Source organism: Streptomyces sp. NPDC026394, assembly GCF_055567735.1.
In genome coordinates, this window is record NZ_JBVHPX010000022.1 from 1 (window position 1) to 21,962 (window position 21,962).

At 71.0% G+C, this 21,962-nt stretch carries 16 protein-coding genes and 1 pseudogene; 15 read left to right on the top strand and 2 right to left on the bottom strand.

Annotation, left to right across the window (positions count from 1 at the left end):
* Positions 1 to 154: 154 nt before the first annotated feature.
* From ACZ4QV_RS33915 to ACZ4QV_RS33940, 6 genes and pseudogenes are all read left to right on the top strand, one after another.
* Positions 155 to 295: pseudogene (locus tag ACZ4QV_RS33915) on the top strand (BTAD domain-containing putative transcriptional regulator); the annotation flags it as partial.
* A gap of 75 nt (positions 296 to 370) precedes the next feature.
* Positions 371 to 2,911, top strand: a complete 2,541-nt coding sequence (locus ACZ4QV_RS33920) for an ATP-binding protein (RefSeq protein ID WP_467763862.1) — start codon at positions 371 to 373, stop codon at positions 2,909 to 2,911.
* Between the two features lie 319 nt (positions 2,912 to 3,230).
* On the top strand, positions 3,231 to 3,566 hold the full coding sequence (locus tag ACZ4QV_RS33925; protein WP_361150918.1) for a hypothetical protein: 336 nt from the start codon (positions 3,231 to 3,233) through the stop codon (positions 3,564 to 3,566).
* The gene (locus ACZ4QV_RS33930; protein ID WP_467763836.1) at positions 3,559 to 4,635 is read left to right on the top strand and encodes a polyprenyl synthetase family protein; all 1,077 of its coding nucleotides are present in this window, start codon (positions 3,559 to 3,561) and stop codon (positions 4,633 to 4,635) included. Before ACZ4QV_RS33925 ends, ACZ4QV_RS33930 begins: the two co-directional genes overlap by 8 nt.
* 46 nt (positions 4,636 to 4,681) lie before the next feature.
* Positions 4,682 to 5,902, top strand: a complete 1,221-nt coding sequence (locus ACZ4QV_RS33935) for an oxygenase MpaB family protein (RefSeq protein ID WP_361151113.1) — start codon at positions 4,682 to 4,684, stop codon at positions 5,900 to 5,902.
* 425 nt (positions 5,903 to 6,327) lie between these two features.
* A complete protein-coding gene (locus tag ACZ4QV_RS33940; RefSeq protein WP_467763837.1) occupies positions 6,328 to 8,907 on the top strand; it encodes an AfsR/SARP family transcriptional regulator in 2,580 nt (859 codons plus the stop codon).
* Positions 8,908 to 9,001: 94 nt separating this feature from the next.
* Here the strand turns inward: ACZ4QV_RS33940 and ACZ4QV_RS33945 are convergent, their stop codons facing one another.
* Positions 9,002 to 10,339: an MFS transporter gene (locus ACZ4QV_RS33945; RefSeq protein ID WP_467763838.1), complete on the bottom strand. Its 1,338-nt coding sequence runs from the start codon at positions 10,337 to 10,339 to the stop codon at positions 9,002 to 9,004.
* 246 nt (positions 10,340 to 10,585) lie between these two features.
* Here ACZ4QV_RS33945 and ACZ4QV_RS33950 point away from each other — a divergent pair, with 246 nt between their 5' ends.
* The 3 genes from ACZ4QV_RS33950 (at position 10,586) to ACZ4QV_RS33960 (ending at position 13,597) form a co-directional block, all read left to right on the top strand.
* Positions 10,586 to 11,008: a DUF6027 family protein gene (locus ACZ4QV_RS33950; RefSeq protein WP_361150930.1), complete on the top strand. Its 423-nt coding sequence runs from the start codon at positions 10,586 to 10,588 to the stop codon at positions 11,006 to 11,008.
* A 232-nt stretch (positions 11,009 to 11,240) separates the two neighbouring features.
* A complete protein-coding gene (locus tag ACZ4QV_RS33955; RefSeq protein WP_361150932.1) occupies positions 11,241 to 12,176 on the top strand; it encodes a dimethylarginine dimethylaminohydrolase family protein in 936 nt (311 codons plus the stop codon).
* Positions 12,173 to 13,597 (top strand): FAD/NAD(P)-binding protein, encoded by a 1,425-nt coding sequence (locus ACZ4QV_RS33960; RefSeq protein ID WP_361150934.1) that lies wholly within the window; start codon positions 12,173 to 12,175, stop codon positions 13,595 to 13,597. The genes ACZ4QV_RS33955 and ACZ4QV_RS33960 overlap by 4 nt, the downstream gene beginning before the upstream one ends.
* Here ACZ4QV_RS33960 and ACZ4QV_RS33965 read toward each other — a convergent pair.
* Positions 13,567 to 14,748: a sulfatase gene (locus tag ACZ4QV_RS33965; protein WP_361636084.1), complete on the bottom strand. Its 1,182-nt coding sequence runs from the start codon at positions 14,746 to 14,748 to the stop codon at positions 13,567 to 13,569. The two genes, ACZ4QV_RS33960 and ACZ4QV_RS33965, sit on opposite strands and share 31 nt — an antisense overlap.
* Before the next feature lie 221 nt (positions 14,749 to 14,969).
* On the opposite strand from ACZ4QV_RS33965, the gene ACZ4QV_RS33970 reads away from it, so the two are divergent.
* The 6 genes from ACZ4QV_RS33970 to ACZ4QV_RS33995 all read left to right on the top strand — a co-directional run bounded on the left by ACZ4QV_RS33970 (position 14,970) and on the right by ACZ4QV_RS33995 (position 21,960).
* Entirely contained in the window at positions 14,970 to 15,884 is a 915-nt protein-coding gene (locus ACZ4QV_RS33970; protein WP_361150939.1) for a ParB/RepB/Spo0J family partition protein, read from the top strand.
* A gap of 31 nt (positions 15,885 to 15,915) precedes the next feature.
* Positions 15,916 to 17,592 carry a B12-binding domain-containing radical SAM protein gene (locus ACZ4QV_RS33975; RefSeq protein ID WP_361150941.1) on the top strand — a complete coding sequence of 559 codons (1,677 nt, stop codon included), beginning with the start codon at positions 15,916 to 15,918 and terminating at the stop codon, positions 17,590 to 17,592.
* A complete protein-coding gene (locus tag ACZ4QV_RS33980) occupies positions 17,589 to 18,668 on the top strand; it encodes a sulfotransferase family protein (protein ID WP_361150943.1) in 1,080 nt (359 codons plus the stop codon). The genes ACZ4QV_RS33975 and ACZ4QV_RS33980 overlap by 4 nt, the downstream gene beginning before the upstream one ends.
* Before the next feature lie 80 nt (positions 18,669 to 18,748).
* Positions 18,749 to 19,543, top strand: coding sequence for a class I SAM-dependent methyltransferase (locus ACZ4QV_RS33985; protein WP_361150945.1), 795 nt, complete (start codon positions 18,749 to 18,751; stop codon positions 19,541 to 19,543).
* Entirely contained in the window at positions 19,527 to 20,000 is a 474-nt protein-coding gene (locus tag ACZ4QV_RS33990) for a ferritin family protein (protein WP_361150947.1), read from the top strand. The genes ACZ4QV_RS33985 and ACZ4QV_RS33990 overlap by 17 nt, the downstream gene beginning before the upstream one ends.
* Positions 19,990 to 21,960, top strand: a complete 1,971-nt coding sequence (locus ACZ4QV_RS33995) for a methyltransferase domain-containing protein (protein ID WP_361615715.1) — start codon at positions 19,990 to 19,992, stop codon at positions 21,958 to 21,960. Before ACZ4QV_RS33990 ends, ACZ4QV_RS33995 begins: the two co-directional genes overlap by 11 nt.
* Positions 21,961 to 21,962: the final 2 nt, after the last annotated feature.

Here is a 21,962-nt window from a genome sequence, read left to right on the forward strand (position 1 = left end):
CCGTCCTGCGCTGGGCCGGCCGCGGCAACGGCACCTTCGCCGCCCGCGTCCCGGTCACCGGCAGCTATTGACCGGCAGCTATTGACCGGCGGCGGGGGGGGGGGGGGGGGGGGGGGCCCCCCCCCCCCCCCCCCCCCCCCCCCACCCCGCCAGGGAGCGCCTGGTCGGCCACCTGATGGCGGCGCTGTCGCGGCTGGGACGCCAGGCGGAGGCGCTGGAGGTGTACGAGCGGACCCGCCACCACCTCGCCGAGGACTTCGGGGTCGGCACCACGTCCGAACTCCGCCGGGTGCGGACGGCGATCCTCCGCCAGGACCCGGAGGCCAACGGCACCGGCCCGGAGAGCCCGCCCGCCCACCGCCCCGACTGGGTGGGAAAGGCACCGCCACCGCACGAGGCGGCGCGTACGCTCCGCAGCCCCGAAGCGGCGGACACGCTCCACGGCCCCGAAGCGGAGCCCGCGACGGCGGAGCGGCCGGCGTGCCAGGCCGGGCACACGGAGACCGAAGGACGCGGGCACGGCGCGACGGCCGACGGCCCCACCGGTACACCCCAGGCGGCCGTACTGCGCGCGGAACCCGCCGGCGGCACCGCGGCCCCGTCCCCCTTCACCGGGCGCAGCCAGGAACTGCACCGCCTCGCGACCGCCGCGGCGAGCGCACTGGTCGGCCACGGCCCCGTGGCCGCCGTCCTCGGCCCCGCCGGCGTCGGCAAGACCCGGCTGCTCCTCGAACTCGCCGCGCGCCTCGAATCGGACGGCGGCCCCGAAGTGGTGTGGGGCCACTGCTTCCCCGGTGAGGGGGTCCCGCCCTACTGGCTGTGGACCCAGGTTCTGCGGCGGCTCGCCCTCACCCGCGCCGACGCGTTCCTCCGGGTCGCCGAGCCCTTCGGCGCCCTGCTCACCCCGCTCCTGCCCGAACGCCCGACGGGCTCCGACCCCGGCCGGTCCGGCTCGGAATCCGACTGGGGCCAGGCACGTTTCCTCACCCATGACGCGGTGTGCGAGGTCCTGCTCACACTGGCCCGGCAGCGCCCGTTCGTGCTGTTCCTGGAAGACCTCCAGTGGGCCGACACCGCCTCGCTGGAACTGCTCAGGCTGCTGAGCACCCGCCGCCAGGGCCAGCCGCTCGGCATCGTGCTGACCGCCCGCGAATTCGAGGCCGAGTCGGACGACTCGCTCCGCCGCACCCTGTCCGAAGTCCTGCGCGGGCCGCGGACGGAGACCCTGCGCCTGGGAGGACTGTCCCGGCGGGCCGTCGCCGCGCTCGTGGACGCCCAGGCCGGCCCCGGCGTGGACCCGGAGGTCGTGGAGGTGCTGCACCGGCGGAGCGAGGGCAACCCGTACTTCGTCATGCAGCTCCTCTCGCTCCTCGGGGACGCGCGCAGCCTGCACCGGTCCGACGCGGTCGCCGTACTCCTGGCCCGCGTACCGGCCGGAGTGCGGGACGCGCTGCACCAGCGGTTCGACGCCCTTCCCGAGCCGGTGCTCCGCGTCCTGCGGGTGTGCGCGGTCATCGGCAGCGAGGTCGACACCGACCTGCTCAGGCGCTCCGTACCGGCCGACGAACCGGTTCCCGCCGCGCTGGAGACGGCGATCCGCGCGGGCCTGCTCGCCGAGGACCCGCACCACCCGGGCCGGCTGCACTTCGCCCACGCCCTGGTACGGGAGACGCTCGTCGAGGAGCTCGCCTCCGAGGACCGGCAGCGGCTGCACGCCCGGGTCGCCGAGGCGCTGTGCGCGCGAGGGCGGGCCGGGCAGGAAGAGATCGAACGGGTCGCCGACCACTCGTGGCAGGCCAAGGACGCCGTCCCCGTCGAACGCGCCCTCCCCAGGCTGCTGCGCGCCGCCGAACAGGCCGAACAGCAATGGGCCTACGAGCAGGTGGAGATGTGGCTGCGCCGGGCACTGCACCTGGTGGGGCTGCTCCGCCCCGACGACCCGTCGGCAGTGCGCCTGGAGCAGCAACTGCGCATCCAATTGGGCCAAGTACTGGCGACCACGCGCGGCTACGGCCACCCGGAGGCCGAGTCGGAGCTGTCCCACGGCCGGGCGCTGAGCGCGGTCACCCACGCACCGGAAGACCCCTCGGTCCTGTGGGCGCTCTGCGCGGCGTACCTGGTCACCGGCCGCTACGAGGACTCGCGACAGTTCTCCGGCCTGCTACGGGAGATGCGCGAGACGACCGGTGCGCCGGTGGGATGCCTGGGCGCGGCGTACGGTGAGGGCATCGTGCTGCACGTACGGGGCCGACTGTCCGAGGCCCTCAGCGAACTGGAGTACGCGGTCGCCATGGCAGACCGTTTCGCCAGGGAGGGGCGCGCCCTGGCCCGCACCTTCCAGCACGACCCGCGCGTCTCCTGCCGCTCCTACAACGCCTTCACCCACTGGCTGCTGGGCAACCGCCGCACCGCCGGAACGCGCCGACGGGAGCTCCTGCGCCTGACCAAGTTCGAAAGCCGCCCTTCGGACCGGTGCTTCGCCCTGTACGTGGACGCGGTGGTGGCCGCCTGGGAGGGCGACGCGGCAACGGCCCGCTCCTCGGGCGCGGAAGGCGTACGGCTGGCAGGCGAACACGGTCTCCTCTACTGGAAGGCACTGCTGGGCGTACTGAAGGGCTGGGGCCTGACCCACTCGGGCCAGGAGGACGACGGCCTCGACCTCATGCACGCCTCCCTCACCGAACTGCGCACCAGCAGAACCTACTTGCGCCACCCGCTCCACCTGGGCCTACTGGGCCAGGCCCAGCAACACGCAGGCCGCACGGAGGAAGCAGAAGCCACCTTCCGCGCCCTCCTGACCGCGGTGGAACACCGCAACGAACACGTCTACCTCCACTCCTCCCTGCCGGCCACCAGACTCCTCCACACCTTGCTGGGACGCGCCGCGGCGGAGGCGGTCACGGGTGGGTGATGGTGGGCGGTGGACCGTCCGGCCGGAGCACGGAGGTGCCTGCCGGCGTACCTGACGTCGGCGGACCGGTCGTGTTGTACGGGATCAGGACCGCCGCCGTCCGCCTGATGGGGTGATCGTCACTCCATCGTAGGAATTGCGGTCCCCTGGCGAGGGGTGGGGAGCCGGAACAGCGGTCTCCTGCCGTGCGGATCGGTTCACTGGAAGCTCCTGGGCGATCGGAAGATCGCATCGGAACGGGAGTGAGGGAGTGCCGGAGATGCCGGAGCAGGAAAAGGGAACCGATTCCGCAGGTACGGGGCCCGCGGGTGCCGATTTCGTGAGGACCGATTCCGTCGGTGCCGACGACCCCGCGGGTGCCGGCCCGTTCGGCCGGCTCCCCGCCGCCGGACTGGAGAGCGTGGCCCTCCTCGCCGTGGGCATCGCCGATGTCGCGCTCGAACGGCTGCGTCGCGCCGCGGACCGGGGGCAGCAACTGCTGCGCCGCTCCGATCTGCGGGAGCTCCTCGCCGACGGGGTCGACGACCTGCGGGCCCGCGGCGAGCTGGCGTCCCGTCGTGTCGCGCCGGACACCGAGAACTACCTTGAGGTGATGGCGCGCCGCGCGGCGAAGCGGGCCGGGGCGGCCGAGGCGTCCGGGCCGGCCCATGCATGACGCGGCGGAATTCAAGCAGCGCATCGACGCGTACCTGTGCCGGCTGGCCGACGAGGAGGAAGCCGAGCTGCTGCGCCTGTCCGGCGAACTCGCTCCTTTCTGCGCCCAGTTGCGCAGCGCGCTGACGCGCGGGAAGCGACTGCGCGCGGCCTTCCTCTACTGGGGCTGGCGGGCTTCCGGGCAGCCGGACTGCGACGGCGTGATCAAGGCCGCGGCCGCCATGGAGCTGGTGCACGCGGCCGCGTGCACCCACGACGACATCATCGACGACAGCCGGCTGCGGCACGGACTGCCGACGGCGCATGTCGCCTTCGCCGCCGGCGGCGTCCGTCCCTGGGATGACGCGCACGACCAGCCCGGTGGGCGCCGTCAGGACCGTTCCGCCGCGCTCGCGATGATGCTGGGCGACCTGCTGATGGGGTACGCGGGCAAGGTCTTCGCGACCTGCGGGCTGCCCGGCGCCTATGTGGCACGGACGGTTCCGCTGTGGTCCTCGCTGTTGCGCGAGACCGTCGCGGGGGAGTGCCTGGAAGTCCTGCGTACCGGCGACGGCACCTCCGGGGTCGCCGAATCACTGGAGGTCGCCCGGTACAAGACGGCCAAGTACACCGTGGAGCGGCCGTTGCACCTGGGCGCCACGCTCGGCGGTGCCTCCCGGGGCGTACTCGCCGCTTTCACCGGATACGGGCTGCCGCTGGGCGAAGCGTTCCAGCTCCGCGACGACCTGCTGGGCACCTTCGGTGACCCGGACCGGACGGGGAAATCCCGTCTGGACGACCTGCGGGACAGGAAACCCACCGCCCTGCTCGCGCTGACCACCTCGCTCCTCTCCCCGGCCGACGGGCAACTGCTCGCCAAGACCTTGGCGGCCGGCCCGAGCCTGGACGAGGCCGGTGCGGCGCTCGTACGGGAGCTGATGGAGCACTGCGGTGCGCGGCAGCGCGTCGAGGACATGATCGAGGAACGGATCGCGCGGTCCCGCGCGGCGCTGGACTCCGTGGCGCTGCCGGCGGACGCGCGCTCGGTGCTCGGCGCCCTGGCGGCTTCGGCGGCCGACCGGTCCCTGTGAGGACAACGAGAGAGATGAGGAATTCGTGACTTCAGAGATCGATGGGATCGCCGGGGCTGCTGGGACGACTGGGCCTGCTGGGGGCGCTGGGGCCACCGCGCGATGCACCGAGGCGACGCTGGACGAGCTGCGTACCCAAGGCGACCCGCTCGCCGACGAGACCGTGGCGGCCATGTTCGAACGGGGCGAGGTGTCGGACTTCAACACCCTCATGCGCTTCTTCACCACCGCCGGACACAAACTGCCGGAAGGGCTGCCGCCATCGGCGGCGTCCTACCTGGAAGCGACCGGCATGCCCCCGGCATGGGTCGACTGGGACATCATGGAGCGGGCACGGCTGTTCTTCATGGACAACGCCGCGCACATCAACACCGGCCTGTCCTTCGCCGCCATGCCGACCACGTACGCCGTCCCGCGCGTGGCCAAGCTGCTGGCCTCCACGCACTCCATGGACTACCCGTCGCGCCGGATGGCGAACACCGGGCAGTTCGTCACGTACCTGATGCAGACCAACGCCTTCGAGGAGGGCAGCAAGTTCATCCCGGCCGCCCAGAAAGTGCGCCTGCTGCACGCCGCGGTGCGCCATCACCTGACCAGGTCCGGACGTTGGGACAGGGAGCGGGACGGGATGCCGCTCTGCCAGGAAGACATGATCGGCGGGCAGATCTGCTTCTCGATCCTCGTCCTGGACGCGATGCACCGCCTCGGCATCCACATGAGCGAGGAGGGCGCGGAGGCGTACTACTACGCCTGGCGCGTCGTCGGCTCCATCCTGGGCTGCGACATGGCGGCGGCACCGGAGAACCTCACCGAAGCACGGGCGTACGCCGACCTCTACCTCCTGCGCAACCTGGGGCCCTCGGAGGAGGGCGTACGGCTGAACAACCAGTTGATGCGGATGTACGAGGACGTGGTCCCCGGCACCCTGTTCGACCCGATCGTCCCTGCCACGATCCGCTTCCTCGTGGGCGACACCATCGCCGGCTGGCTGCAGATTCCCCGCAGCCCGTGGGACACGGCGGCCAAGGCCGTGCCCGTGATCCTCGGCATGCTGGAGGCCATCGAGGACAGCAGCCCGCTGGGGGAGTGGGCCCTGGACAAGGCGGGCAGCCTGGTCTCCGGCTTCGAACTCGCCTCCCTGACCCGCGGCCGGGTGATGCAGTACGCCATTCCCGAGGAGCTCAAGCCCGACTACGGTCTGCGGTCGCAGCAGGCACGTAACCAGCGCTGGGTGCCGCCCGCTCCGACGTCGGCGGGCGCGGACTGAGAGGAGCGCGTACGTGTCCGTGCCGTCATCGTCCGGAAGGGAGCGTGCGGCAGCGTCAGTGCCCGGCCGACCGAAGGCCTTAACGTGAAAGCGTGCCCGCACGCCCGCTTGCCGACACACCTGAGGATCACAACCAGACGTCGGGGGCCGGAAGGTCCGGCGTGCCGGGGAGACGGTGGCCGCCCGGGGTGGCTGAGGAGCGTCGGTGAACCGCCCGGTGGGACGCGGGAGCGGGCGGGGCGGGCGCGTTCCGGTGCTGGCTGTGCGCGTCCTGCGAGGCGGGGGCCGAGGGGCGCGGACACGGCTGGATCCGGCTGGTTTGAAGCTTTCGTTCTGGTCGGGCATACACTTTCGCATTACCTTTAACTCTTCTTGTTGCGGTGACGATGTGCTCCCCCTCCGGTACCGACACCACAGGACGAGCCATGGCGGATGAGTTACGGTTCAACGTTCTCGGGCCTCTCTGTGCCTACCGGGACGGTGTCGGCGTGCCGGTGGGGCCACCCCAGCAACAGGCGGTACTCGTGGGGCTGTTGCTGAACGGTGGGAAGGCCGTGCCGATGAGCGGGCTGATCGAAGCCGTGTGGGGTTTTCAGCCACCGAAGCGGGCCGTGACGACGATCCGTACCTATGTCTGGCGGCTCCGCAAGCTCCTGGATCCGCAGGGGGCCGCGGACTCGTCCGTACTGCAATCGGTCGGTGACGGCTACCGGCTGGCCACCGCCTCTTCCGCGGTGGACGCCGGTAGCGCCCAGTCCCTGATGAAGCGGGCCGTCGAGCAACGCAGGGCGGGCCGGACGCAGGAGGCCGGACGTCTGCTGTCGGCGTCCCTGGACCTGTGGCGGGGCGAGCCGCTGAGCGGTGTGCCGGGCCCGTTCGCCGCGCGGCAGCGGGCCCGGCTGGAAGAGCTGCGGATCGCTACGTTGGAGGAGCACTACGATCTGGCTCTGGAGTCCGGGCGGGACCGGCTCGTCGTACCGGAGCTGACCGATCTGGTGGGAGCCTACCCGCTCAACGAACGGTTCCGATGTTTGCTCATGCGAGCGTTGTACGGAGTCGGGCGGCAGACCGAGGCCCTGGATGTCTACCAGGATGTGCGGAAGCTTCTGTTGGAAGAGCAGGGAATCGATCCCGGTTCCGAGCTCACCACATTGCAGCAGCACATCCTCAGCGGTGCCCCTCCCACGGAGTTGCTGCGCGGCGCATCAAATGGGAAGGAGGGCCGCGGGGCAGAGCTCTCGGTCCCGGTCGGGTCCAGGAGATTCCGTCTGCCGCCTCCCGCCCAGCTCCCGGCGGACGACCCGGGGTTCGTCGGCAGGGAGGCCGAGGTGTCCCACCTCTGTGCGGCGCTGACGGACCCGGCGCGGACCGCACCCGCCGCGGTGGGGATCTCGGGGGTGGCGGGCATCGGCAAGACCGCGCTGGCCCTGCACGCCGCCCATCAGGTGAAGTACGCCTTTCCGGACGGCCAGTTGTTCGCCGATCTCCGCGGTGCCGCCAAGGTGTCCGCCGACCCGTCCGCCGTCCTGGCCGGTTTCCTGCTGTCCATGGGAGTACCGCAGCAGGTTGTTCCCGACGGCCGGGACGAACGCCGCGACCTCTTCCGCTCGATGCTGGACGAGCGACGGGTCCTGTTGGTGCTGGACGACGCGCGGGACGCGGAGCAGCTACGGGACCTGATGCCGGGGAGCGCCCGGTGCGGCGTCATCGTCAGCGCGCGGTCGAGCCTGCCCGGCCTCCCCTGGTCGGCCCGGGCGTGTCTGGGAAGACTCACCCTCGACGAGGCCGTCGCGCTGATGGACCAGGTGCTGGGGCCTGTCCGGACAGCCGCGGAACCGGAGGACGCGCGGCGCCTGGCCGAGGCGTGCGACCGGCTCCCCTTTCCCCTGCGCGTCGCGGCCGGGCGGCTCGCCGCCCACCCCGAGTGGAGCATCAAGGTACTGCTGACTTCGCTGACACAGGGACACAGCGGTATCGACGGCACCGGCACCGCCGCACCGGACGGGCCGGCCGGCCATGGACACCGGCACCTGATGCCCGATCAGCTCGCACCGCTGGCCCGTCTGACGGCCACGGGCGTCCCGGACTTCACGGTGCGCAGCGCCGCGGCGGTGCTGATGGTGGACGAACCCACGGCGGAACGCGTCCTGGAGGCCCTCAGAGCGGACTCGCTGCTGGGTTCGTCCGGGCCCGGCCGGTACCGGGTGCGCTACGTGGCCCGCTCCGTGGCCACCGCGCGGCTCGGCCGGCACGACCAGGCCGCGTCGGACCGGGCCCTCCGGGGGCTGCTGGAGCACCTGCTGGCCACGGCGTGCAACGCGTTCGCCCTGGCGGCGCCCGGCGACCCGGTGCAGGACGCCTTTCGGCTGCGGGCCACGGTGGGGATGTCCTTTCCCGACTTCCGGCAGGCGCGGGAGTGGGTCCGGAGCGAGGTGCCGACGATATCCGGCGCGGCGCTGCAGGCGGCTCGCCGCCCGGCGGGGGCGGAGGAGGATCTGCTGCCGCGTGCCGTGGATCTGCTGATCGCGGTGTCGCCGTTCGCCGGGGCCGTGGGTGACGAGCGACTGCGGGCCGCGGTACCTCCGTTGGTGCGCGCGGCCGCGAAACGCAATGAGCCGCGAACGCTGGGGCGGGCCCAGTTCCTGTACGCGGTCACCGCGTACCAGACGGGGTGGCCGGCCGAGGCGCGGAAGTACGCGGGCCTGGCGATCAGCTCCGCCCGCCAGGGGCAGGACCCGTTCATCGCGCGGCAGGCGCTGCACGGACTCGGCATGCTGGCACGCGCCCAGCGGCGTTTCGACGAGGCCGTGACGCACTACGAGAAAGCCGCGGCGATGGCCAAGCGCTGGGGACACCTGTCCGGGGAAGCGACGTCCGCCATCAATGCGGCACTGTGCCGCGCCTTGGCCGGATGGGCGGACGATGCGCCGTCCGGCCAGGACGAGGCGCCGGAGCGCTGGCACGTCGTGGAGAATGTTCCCGGGCACGCCTGCGGCTTGTGCTGAGCCGCGGGAACGGAAGGTGCCGATGTCGTACTCCTGGGGCGGTCCCCGTCCCGGCCCTGCGGTGGCAGCCGACGGGACCGTTCCGGAAGCCGGCTCACGGCGAAGGCTCTTGGGCCGCTGTTCCGGCCCCGGCCCCCGGCCGGGAACCCGCCACCGCGGCGGACGCGAGAGCCAAACAGCCGATCATGATGAGTATGCCGGGAAAGGTGGCCTTTTCCGATCCGGCGACGGCCGTGGCCACGAGCGGGCTGAAGCTGGCGATCGTCGCGCCGACCTGATAGGTCACGGCCAGTGCCGAATAGCGCTGCTGGACGGGGAACATCTCGACCAGGAAGGAGGCGAAGGCACCGTACACCGCGGCGTGGCCGGCCCCCATGGCCAGGACGAACGTCATGACGACCAGCCACGGTTCTCCCGAAGCGAGCCAGTAGGGCGCGGGGACCGCCACGAGGGCGCAGACGGCGTATCCGGACAGAATGACCGGACGGCGGCCCCACCGGTCGGACAGTGCCCCGCACACCGGCAGCATCAGCGCTTCGGCCAACGCGCCGGCCGCGAGCCCCAGCAGCAATACCGAGCGGGCGGTGTGCTGCTGTCCGGCGGAGGCCGCGGTGAAGAGCTGGACCGTGAAGGTGCTGACGATCACGGCGAGACCGAGCGCGGCCAAGGCGCCGCGCACCACTTTGCCGGGGGTGTGCCGCAGCACTTCCCGGACCGGCAGGGCCGACACGGCCGTCGTCCTTTTCGCCCGCACGTACTCCGGGGACTCCGCCACCTTCCGCCGTACGACCACGCCCAGTACCACCAGGGCGATCGAGGCGAGGAACGGCAGACGCCAGCCCCAGGCATGGAGCTGCCGCTCCGGCATCCGGAGCATCAGCTCGATCACGGCGGTGCTGCCCAGCAGCCCCAGCGGAAAACCGGCCGCGGGAAAGGCGGTCCACAGACCTTTGCGTCCCGGCGGGGCGTACTCCGCGCTCATGAGTACGGCTCCGCCCCACTCCCCGCCGATGCCGATGCCTTGCAGAATCCGTAGGGTGACCAGCAACGCGGGCGCCAGGATTCCGGCCTGCTCGTAGGTCGGCAGGACGCCGACCAGAAAGGTGGCAAGGCCCATCACGAGAAGGGTGAGTGCCAGCATGTTCTTGCGGCCGACACGGTCTCCGAAGTGCCCGATGACCACGCCGCCCAGCGGCCGGGCCACGAACCCGGCGGCATAGGTCGCGAACGTGGCCAGCATGGTCGCCGTCGTGGAACTCCCCGGGAAGAACAACGGCCCGATGATCAGCACGGACGCCGTCGAGTACAGATAGAAGTCGTACCATTCGATGGCGCTTCCGATGGTGCTCGCCAGGAGGACCTGCCGGGTCGTGGAGCCGCTTCTTCGGGCGACTACGGACTTCGGCTCCGTGGTGGCCGGCGAAGCATTCAAGGGAACTCCTTCCGGGAACAATACGGCGTGCGGGCGCGGTCGCCGGCCGGAAAGCCGGAGCCCGGGGAAAATCCGGGACCAGCTTTCGAGGTTGCCTGTGCATTCGGATGACGGAGCTGCTGCGGCGCGTGCTACCGGTTTTACTCCGGTTTCCGGCCGACTGTCCAGAGAGCCCTGGACGCCCTTGCCGACGGCCGGCCGGCCGTGGCTTAATCCAGGAAATGTCCACGGACCAGGGAGAGTTACGTGAACGCTGATCCGGAAACGCCTGACGTCTGGACCGTGGACGACGGTTCGGAAGTAATATGTCTGCGTCGTTGGAAAGGCACCTGGGACCCGGCCGACCGGCATGCGAACTTCAAGTCGGACGTTCTCGCCTACGGACTGCTCGACCCGCTGGAGACGGTGCGCGGCATGTCCCGCAATCTGGACATCCCCGTCGGCGCCATCGTGCGGTACGTGCTCGCCAAATGGGCCACCGGAGGAAGCGGCGGCCTGTTGGAGATCGGGCCGGTGATGGTGCCCCGGCTGTGGGAGCCGATCGCCGCGGCGGAGGAGAAGGACGACGACGCGGCACGGCTCCAGGCGTACCACCAACTGCGCCAGATGATCTCGTGGTTGAAGGTACCGCTGGACGACCCCACGGTGTATCCGCCGCAGCGCGACTGACGGCACGCGACGGACGGCGGCGGCCCCGTGGACGTCCACGATGACGCACCGCCCGACAGCTCGGCATCGCGAGCCGTGGGTCCGGAGGGCCCGAGCGCCGTACCACCCGCGCTTTCAGGGCCGACGAAGGTTGGAGGGCTGAGTGGAACGGACCGGTCGATACGGTGGCACGGCCGAGCTGCGCCATGCCACGCACCACACCACGCCGAGCGATTTGGGTGGTGACGGCTGGGTGCCACGCACCGCGGCGCATCACGAGGAAGTGGCGGCGGGAACGCTGTGGCACCGCTGCGGTTACCGGTCGGAGGTGGCCCCGCTGCGGGAGGTGGTGCTCGCCCGTCCGCCGGACAGCCTGGAGCGGGCCGGTGACGCGCCCGGCGGCCACCTGATGTCCGCGAAGGTGGACCTGGGGCGGATACGGGAGCAGGCGGACGCGGTGGCCGAGGCGTACCTCCGGCACGGCGTGACCGTTCACCTCGTCCGGCCCCCTGCGCACGCGGGGCCCAACCTGATCTTCATGCGGGACCTCTTTCTCGCGACCCCGCAGGGCGTGGTGCTCGGCCGTCCCGCCTCCGCCCAGCGGGCGGGCGAGGAGCGGTTCGCGGCCGTCGCCCTGGCCGCCCTCGGCGTCCCCCTGCTGAGAACCCCGGCCGGCACGGCCACCTTCGAGGGCGCGGACGCCCTGTGGCTGGGGGAGAGCACGGTCGTGGTGGGCTGCGGCTTCCGCACCAACCCGGAGGGCGCGGCGGTCGTCGGCGACGAACTGGGACGCCAGGGGGTGGAGACCGTCGTCGTACCGCTCGGCCCCGGCGTGCAGCACCTCCTCGGTTCCCTGGTCTTCGTCGACCGCAGGCGCGTACTGCTGCACGCCGCGGCGGCCACCGCGGAGTTGCGCGCCCTTCTGCACGAGCACGGATACGAGGTGATCGAACTGCCGCCGGAGGACGAGGTGGTGCGCAGGCGGGCGATGAACCTGGTCACGCTCGCGCCGGGGGTCGTGCTGATGCCCGCGGGCTGTCCGGACACCCGGCGGCGCCTGGAGGCAGCGGGACTGTACGTGGACACCGTGGAGGTCGGGGAGTACGTGAAGGCCGCGGGGGCGCTCGGCTGTCTCACCGGCATCCTGCTGCGGGACGACGCCGGCGCGCCGGCCGGGAGGAAGCCGTGAACCGGAACGCGGTCTCGGTGGCCGTCATCGGCGGCGGAGCCAGCGGAACCCTGGCCTGCGTCCACCTGCTGGAGGCGAGCGCGGCGTCACGCCGCCCGGTACGGATCTCGCTGATCGAGCCCTCCGACGAGCTGGGCCGTGGCACGGCCTACGCCTCGCGGGACCCCCGGCACCTGATGAACACGCCGATGGAGCGCTCCGGCGCCAGGGCCCACGATCCCGGACACCTCGTCGCCTGGCTGAGGCGCCGGGACCCGGACACGCCCTCCGGCCACTACCTGCCCCGCGGTACGTACGGTGCCTACCTGGCCGACACGCTGCGCGAGACCCGGGAGCGCACGGCGGAGACCGGCGAGTTGTGGCATGTGCGCCGCCGCGCGCGCCGGGTGCTTCCCGGCCTCCCGCGGCCGGTGGTGGCGCTGTCCGACGGCCGGTGTGTGGCGGCGGACCGTGTCGTGTTCGCCATGGGCAACGCGGCGACCTGGCGCGATCCGTTCGCTTCGGCGCAGGCGGGACCGCGGTACGTACGCTCTCCCTGGCACAGCGGCCTCCCGGCGGTGGCCGACCATTCCTCGGTGCTGCTGCTGGGCAACGGGCTGACCGCGGTGGACATCGGGCTCAGCCTGCTCGGTGGCTCGGTGGGCGTACGCGTCGACGCGGTGTCCCGGCACGGGCTGCTGCCCCGGCCGCACGGCGCCGGCTGCTCGCACGGCGGGCATCCGCACGTCGTGGGCGCCCTGCTGGCGGACGACCGGCTCACCTTGGCGCGGCTCGTGAGCACGGTCCGCTCCGAGATGCGGCGGAGCCCGGAATGCTGGCGGGAGATCATCGACGCGCTGCGACCGTGCGCCGGCGAGTTGTGGGGCCGGCTCGACGCCGACGATCAGCGGGACTTCCTGGGACGCTTCGGTACGTACTGGGACGTGCACCGCCACCGGCTGCCGCCCACCACCGCCCACCGGCTCGGCCGCGCGCTGGGCTCGGGCCGGCTGAAGGCCCGCAAGGGGCGGGCGGCCTATCTGCGCGAGTGCCCGCGCGGCGTCGTCGCCGGGCTCGACGTCGGTGCCGGGCCGGTGCCCGTGCGCTACGACTGGGTGATCAACTGCACCGGCTTCGGACGGGACATCACCGGCTCGACCGACCCGCTGCTGACCTGGCTGCTGCGGGACGGACTGGCCGTGCCCGACTCCCTGCGGCTGGGCATGGCCACGGACCGCCGCGGACGGCTGCTCGACCGCGCGGGTCGGCCCGACCCGGCCCTGCTGGCCATCGGCCCGCTGCGGCGGGGCTCGCAGTGGGAGACCACCGCCATCGCGGAGATCCGCGCGCAGGCCGCTCAGCTCGCGGACGACATCCTCGGCTCACCGGCCGCCGGGCCGGCGGAGCTCCTTCACCAAGGAGGACCGGTCTCGTCGTTCTGACGGGAGGACAGGGTCCGGCCGCGCAGCTCGTCGGGGTCGGCGGCCAGATCGTACTGTTCGACCCGGTCGCCGCCGATCTGCCAGATGACCTTCTGGCGGCTGTCGCCCTCGCACAGCCGGATCGACGCGAGGGGCAGCAGGTCGGGGTAGCGCCCGTCCGACCGCCGCTCCTCCGGGTGGTACGTCTCGGAGTAGGCGGGCCGGGACGCAGGCGCCTGCGCACCGAAGAACTCGGTGAGCGAGCGGCCGTCGGGACCGTCCTTGTACGGGTCCAGACCCAGCAGCTCCAGGACGGTGGGAGCGATGTCCACCAGCCGGACCTGCTCGGCGACCTCGCGTCCCCGGGGTACGCCCGGCCCGCCGACGATGAGCGGAACGTGCTGCGTCGTGTCGAACAGCAGGCACCCGTGCCCCTCCTCGTAGGGGTGGCCGAGGTCGCCGGAGTGGTCGTTGGGATACCAGCCGGCCAGGTCCTCCCCGTGGTCGGAGAAGCACACGACCAGCAGGTCGTCGAGCGGGTGCCCGGCCTCCTCCAGCCTGCGGAACAGCAGTTGGAGGTAATGGTCGCTGTACGCCACCTCGCCCTCGTAGGGGTTGGCGGCATCCGGGCAGAAGTCCTCCGGGGGCTCGTACGGCCAGTGGGCGTCGAAGAAGTGCGCGAACAGGAAGAAGGGGCCCTCCTGGCGTGCCGCCCAGGCCGCGGCGCGGTCCGCCACCAATGGGGCGCGTTTGAGCGCCAGGCCGCGCAGCTTGACGTCGTTGACGGTCAGGGGGTCACTGCCGTCGGGCAGCCGGGGGATCTCGTCGTCGTAGTGGTCGAAACCGCGGTCCATGCCGTACCACCGGTTGAGCCCCGGGCAGGACACCACCGCGCCGGTGGCGTAGCCCGCCGCTTGCAGGCGTTCCGCCAACGTCGTGATGTCCGGGCGCAGTTGCTCACGCAGCAGATGGCGGATGCCGTGCCGGGCCGGCTGGAGGCCGGTGAACACGCTGGCATGGCTGATCGGGGTCAGGGGAGCGGACGAGACGGCCTGCCGGAAGGTCGTACCCCGCCGGCGCAGTGCTTCGATCCCGGGCATCTTCCCGGAGTAGGCCACGTCCGCCCGCACGGTGTCGAGGGAGATGAGCACGAGACTCGTCACGGTCGGCATCCTTCCGCTTACGCGTAGATCCGCTGTTGATCGGCTATTGACTGAACGTGCATAGACTGGTGGGTGACCTTGGAGGAGTACTTCTGAGGAGGTCGCTGTTGCAAGACCTCGGCAAAGTGTGTGAACCCGGACCGGCTGAAGACTCCCTGCACCTGGTCTCCTTGACGGAACTGCGCAGCTCGACTGATTCTCCCCGTTCCGGAGGGCTCAACCGTGAGCACGTGGAACTGCTGCTCGCCTCCGGAGCGAGCCTTCCTCCCATTCTCGTGCACCGTCCCACCATGCGGGTGCTGGACGGAATGCACCGGCTCCAAGTAGCGGTCCAGCGCGGCGACCGGACCATCCGCTGTATTTTCTTCGACGGTTCGGAGGCGGATGCCTTCGTACTGGCGGTGGAGAGCAATGTGCGGCACGGGCTGCCGCTTTCCCTGGAGGAGCGCACCGCCGCGGCGACACGAATAGTACGGTCCCATCCCCATCTCTCCGACCGGTCCGTGGCCCGGGTGAGCGGCCTGTCCCCCAAGACCGTCGCGGCCGTCCGGCGGCGTTCGAGTGAGGAAATTCCTCATTCGAACACGCGCGTCGGCAATGACGGCAGGACCCGGCCGCTGGACATGTCGGAGCTGCGGAAGGCGGCCGCCCGGGTGATGACGGAACACCCTGGCATGCCGCTGCGAGAAGTGGCCACAACGGTCGGGATTTCCCTGGGTACGGCACACGATGTACGTGAACGTCTGCGTTCGGGCCGGGATCCGGTGCCGGTGCGCTATCGTGAAGTCTCCGCTCCGGCGAGCAAGCGCAAGAACGCGGCCGGGCGTCCCACGCCGCAGTTGGGAGACCGGAAGCCGGCGGGGAGGACCACCGGCGGGCAGCCCGTACCGGATATTTCCGAGCTGCACCGCACCCTCAAGAAAGACCCTTCGATCCGTTTCACCGAAATGGGTCGGACGCTCTTACGGCTGTTCGACGCGCAAGAGCTGCTCATGGAGGCGGGTGGCCACCTCGTGGACGGTGTTCCGCCGCACTGGGCGGAAATGGTGGCCGAACTCGCCGACGGCTGTGCGGATTCATGGCGTGAATTCGCCGACCAGGTGCGCCGGATCGTGGTGCCGGACGACCGGCAGGCCAGCGGATAAGGACACATCACCTGGCAAGTAGGGAGTACTCATGGCACAGAAATCTTTGGCGCTGGAGTTGTACTCGAATGCCGACGAGGCCGTCGACCAGCGCTACATGCGGCAGATGCGTGAGCAGGACGACGAGCCGGTGCCCACGGATCCCTCCCTCCCGAGCTTCACCCTGGTCGTCGGCCCGTCACCGTTCAGCATGCCCCGGGGCTGGGAATTCTTCCTGACCTCTCCGTACGAGGGTGCCTCCTACATCTCGACCGTGCTCCACAACGCCGGTTTCCCGGTCCGCATCGTCGACGTACGCTACGCGCTGAACCCGCTCAAGACCGCCTACGACCAGATCGTCGGCCAGACCGACGTCCTGGGCGTGTGCACCTTCGAGGACAACTTCCCGTTCTGCCGCGAACTGATGCAGATGGTCCGCGACGCGGAACCGGACGTCCCCATCATCTGCGGCGGCTCACTGGTGACCTCGGTGCCCCATGTGTTCATGGAGAGCACGGCGTGCGACGTCGCCGTGATCAGCGAGGGCGAGATCACGATCCTCGAACTCATGGAGAGCTTCGCCGCCGGCAAGTGGGAGCAGGACCTGCCCAACGTCCGCGGCATCTGCTACCGCACCCCCGAAGGGGAGCCCAAGCGCACCCGGGCCCGCGGCCAGATGATGGACCTGGACTCACTGCCCAGGATGCGGCTCGACCTGTGGCCCCAATACCACAGCCCCATGGGGATGCAGCCGCAGATCATCTCCTCGTACAGCCGTGGCTGCAAGATGGACTGCTCCTTCTGCTACCGCACGACGCCCCAGGTCAGGGCCAAGTCCCAGGAGAAGATGGACCGGGACATGGCCTGGCTGAAGGAGCAGTACGGCGTCGACTTCTGCTTCTTCGTCGACCTGACCTTCAGCTCCCACCGCCGGCAGACGATAGAGATCTGCGACGCCATCAAGGACCACGACATCCGCTGGACGTGCCTGACCCGGTGCGCCGACATGGACACCCCGCGCATCACCGCCATGCGGGACTCCGGCTGCGACATCATCCTCTACGGAGTGGAGTCGCTGGGCACGGAAGTCCTCCGGGAGGCCCGCAAGGGCAGCAGCGAGAACCTCACCGTACGGGCGATGCGGACCACCTTCGAGAACGATGTGCGGTTCGGCTCCCTGCTCATCGTCGGCCTGCCGAACGAGAGCAACGAGTCGCTCAACCACATGGTCCAGTTCGCCGAGACGTACAACCACGTGACCCGCGTCAAGTACCTGTCGGCCATGCCGGGCACCACGGTCTACAAACAGGCCATCGCCTCCGGACTGATCCGCTCCGAGATCGACCACCTCAACTGGCTGTCGATCGAACAGGCCCTGCACGAGGACGAGTTCCTCAACATCAGCGGCCTGTCCGAAGGTGCCTGCCGCGACGCCTACCAGCGCATCTACGACGCCTACCAGCCCGGGCCCGTCATGAACTTCAAGCACTACCCGGAGAACTTCTGGTACTTCCACCCGCAGCCGCACGACGGCCTGGAGCGCTCGACCTCCTACGCCGGGACCGGCTGGCGCGAGAAGTGGAGTTCGGCGGCCGGCGGGCTCGTGCCCGGCTCCGGGCGCTTCACCCTCGACCAGTGCGCCTCCCCCGAGGTCGCCGCTCTCGGCAGCCGCCTCGTCCCCAGCGGGGCCGAGATGATGCGCCGCGCCGCGGCCCTCGGTGGCGCGTGAAGGCGACGCCGGGACCGGAGAGCCCGATCTTCATCATCGGCACCGAACGGTCCGGGTCGAACCTGCTGCGCCTGATCCTGGACGCGCATCCGCGGATCTGCGTCCCGCATCCGCCGCACTTCATGCGCTACCTCGCCACGCCCGCCGGCTCCTACGGCGACCTGACCGTCGAGGCCAATCGCCGGAAGGCCGCCGAGGACGCCGTAGGGCTGCTGCGACGGCACATCCACCCCTGGCAGCACCCGGTCGACCCCCAGCGCGTGGTGGAGGAGGCGGCCCCCACCCTCTTCGGAGTGGTGGCCGCCGTGTACGACCAGTACCGGGAAGCCGAGGGCGCCGCGCGCTGGGGCTGCAAGAGCACCTTCATGGTCGACCACGTGGACGAGGCGCTGGCTCACTTCCCCGAGGCTCGCTTCATATGGCTGGTCAGGGACCCCTGCGACGTCGGATCCTCGGCCAAGCGGTCCATCTTCGGCTACAGCCACCCCTACCGCATGGCCCACCTGTGGCGCCGGCAGCAGGAACAGGCGCGGGCCGCGCTGACCAGGTGGGGGCCGGAGTCGGTCCACCTGCTGCGCTACGAGGACCTGGTCTCACGCCCGCGGGAGGAGATCGAACGGCTCTGCTCCTTCCTGGCCGAGGAACCCCACCCGGCCATGCTCGAACACCACCGGTCGCCGGCCGCCCGCCGCACGGCCGGGTGGGCCGAAGCATGGCGGAACGCCGGGACCCCGGTCACCACCGACCGGATCGGCGCCCACCAGGCCGGCCTGACCCCGGGCGAGCGCCTGCTGGTGGACAAGGTGACGGGGCCGCTGAAAAGCGGCCTCGGCTACCCGGTCCATCCCGATGCGCACGCCTGCCGCACCCCCTCCCCGGTGGAGCTGGCCGTGCGGTCCGCGGCGCTGCGGCTGCGGGTGGAGTTCCGGTCGCTCACGCAGGACCGGAACTACTCCCTGCGGCTCGGCAGGGACGTCTACGTGAGGTGGCTGCGGGTCAGGGCGCATGCCCGGGTCCACCTCCGACGCCGGCACACCACGACCGCACCGGTCGCCGCCCGGCGCAGTGCCGCCTGACACCCACCCGGCCGGCCCCGAGTGCGGGCGGCGCCCGCGGGTGGTGACGGAACCGGAGAAGACGAAAGGGAGGTCCTTCCTTGCCGATCACGCGAGATGACGTGACCGAGCACTTCAGAATGCGTGCCGCCACCTACGACCGGTCCAGTTCCTGGTGCACCGACCAGGGACTCGGCGAGATCGTTCTCGACCTCGGCGCCCCGGCACCCGACGCCCGGGTCCTGGACGTCGCCTGCGGTACCGGCCTGGTCTCCCGCCTCTTCTCCGGGCGGGTGGCCGAGGTGGTCGGCCTGGACCTCACCGAGGAGATGGCGGAGCAGGCCGCGCCGTTCCTGGACAGACTGGTGGTGGCGCCGGCCGAGAAGCTGCCCTTCGACGACGGCGAGTTCGACCTCGTGGTGTGCCGGCAGGGCATGCAGTTCATGGACCTGCCCGACGCCGTCGAGGAGATGGTGCGGGTCGTGCGGCCCGGCGGCCGGGTCGTCCTGGTGAACCTGTGCGCGTACGGGCCGCACGACCGGGACACGTACTTCGAGATCCTCCGGCTGCGCAACCCCGTACGCCGCCACTTCTTCCTTCCGGAGGAGCCGGCCGAACTGCTCGGCGCGGCGGGCTGCGATCCGGTGTGCACCCGCCGCCACATCTCCGCCGAGGACGTGGACGTCTGGTCCGACAACGGCGCCATCGGCCAGGAGCGGCGCGAGGCGATCCGGGCCGCCTACCGGGGCGCCACCGAGGAGTTCAGGTCCCTGCACGCGGTCCGGGAAGCGGCCGGACGGATCGTCGACCACATGCTGTTCGTCGTGGCGGCGGGGACCAAGCCGGCCGCGTCGGACGGCGGAGCCGGTGAGGAGTCCCATGCCACAGCCAAGTGAGAGCCTGGCGGCCGAACTGCGCGCGGTGTTCGCCGCGGAGGCCACCACCGCGCTGCGCTACGCGTACTTCGCACAGATAGCCGAGACAGAAGGCCACACCCAGGTCGCGGAGCTGTTCACCGACCTGGCCGACAGCATCACCTGTGCCGCGCACGGCCACCTCGACGTACTGCGCGACGCCACCCCGTCCACGGGCTTCCGGGACGTGGGGGACACACCGCTGAACCTGGCCTCGTCCGTGACGGCCGCCCTGGAACAGTCGGGCGAGACCTACCCGCGGCTGACCGCCGCCGCGCTCGACGAGGGCGGCGCGGACATGGCGAGCTGGCTCACCACGCTCGTGGCGCTGAAGAAGAAGCACACGGCCCGGCTCGACGCCGCACTGCAGGAGATGGCCCGTCACTCGGACGAACCCGCCGGTGACCCCGCACTCACGGGAGTCCGCAATGACGGATGACTCGCGGACGGCCGTGGCCGTCACCTACGACGCATCGGCGATCATGGTCTTCTCCGGGCTGGAGGCGGTACGCCGCAACCCGTCGATGTACATCGGCTCCACCGGCCCCGACGGCCTGCACCACCTGGTCTTCGAACTGCTCGACAACGCCGTCGACGAACACGAGGCGGGCCATGCCCGCGAGCTGTCGGTCACCCTGCACACGGACGGCTCCTGCACGGTGGAGGACGACGGGCGGGGCATCCCGGTCGACGTCCACCAGGACACCGGCCGTCCGGCCTGCGAGGTCGTCCTCACCACCCTGCACGCGGGCGGCAAATTCGGCGGCTCGGCCTACAGCCGGTCCGCCGGACTGCACGGCGTCGGCGTCTCCTGCGTCAACGCCCTGGCCGAATGGCTCCGGGTGGACATCCGGCGGGACGGGGTGCACCACTACCAGGAGTACTCCTGCGGCGAACCGCTGACGGAGCTGACGAAGGCGGGAGCGGCGGACGGCAGCGGCACCCGGGTCACGTTCCGGCCGGACGCGACGATCTTCGACACCTGCGCGTTCTCCGTACGGACCCTGACCGAGCGGTTGCAGGAGATCGCCTTCCTGCACCCCGGACTCACGGTCGGGCTGACGGACCGGCTGACCGGCACCCGGGCCCGTTTCTCGTTCGCGGAGGGGGTACGCGGCTTCCTCGCCCACCTCAACCGGGCGGCCTCCGTGGTCCACCCCGAGCCGATCGTGGTCGACGCCACCGGCGACCACAGCGCCCTGGAACTGGCCTTCCAGTGGACGGAAGGCTACACGGAGGAGATCCGCAGCTTCGTCAACGGAGTCCGCACCGATCAGGGCGGCGCCCACGTCGACGCGGTCCGCTCGGCGCTGGCCCAGGCCATCAACCGCTACGCCACCGCGCGCGGCATGCTGGACGCACACCTCGGCGAGCGCATCACCTCCGTCGACGTCCTCGAAGGGCTCACCGCCGTCGTCTCCTTGCGCATGGACGACCCGCGCTTCGACGGGCAGACCAAGAAGCGGCTGCAGAACCCCGAAGTGGGCCAGGTCGTCCAGGAGGCCGTCGACAGCGAGTTCAGCCGCCGGATGGAGAAGGACGAGGAGCTGGGACGGCGGATCGTGGCCCGGGTGCTGGACGCCACCCGCGCCCGGCTCGCCGCCCGGCTGGCCGGCCGCACCGCCCGCGTACAGCGGCGCGACCTCGCCATCGACTACACCGTGTACCAACGGCAGTTCGGTATCCGCTCCCGCAACTGGCACGACTCCTGCGCCTGGCTGACCGACGGCGACCTGCTCGCCCGGCACGCCGCGCTGTGCGAGGTGCCCGCCGACGCCCGGATGCTGGACGTGTGCTGTGGCAGCGGTGTGGTGGGCGCCTCCTTCAAGGACCGGGTCGGGGAGACGGTCGGGCTGGACATCACCCCCGAGATGGTCGCCCTGGCCTCCACCCGGCTCGACCGCGTGGATCAGGGCACGGTCTACGACCTGCCCTATCCGGACGACTCCTTCGACCTGGTCGTCACGCGGGAGGTGCTGCACCTGCTCCCGCAGCCCGAGCGTCCGGTGTCGGAGATCTTCCGGGTCCTGCGGCCCGGCGGGCAGTTCATCGTGGGGCAGATCGTCCCGTACGCGGACGAGGACGCCTTCTGGATGTACCGCGTCTTCAAGAAGAAACAGCCGCTGCTGCACCAGATGTTCCGCGAGCAGGACTTCCGTTCCCTGCTCCTCGGCGCCGGATTCCAGGACGTCCGGATGACCGAGTACCTGCTGTGGGAGTCCATCGACCAGTGGATCGACACGCACGAGACCACCCCGGCGCATCGCCGGGAGATCCAGCGGCTGTTCTACGAAGCACCGCGTGAGGTGCGCGAAGCCCATCCGTTCGAGGTGCTGGCCGACGGCTCCATCAACGACCAGTGGCGCTGGTGTGTCTATTCGCTGCGGAAACCGCGGTGATG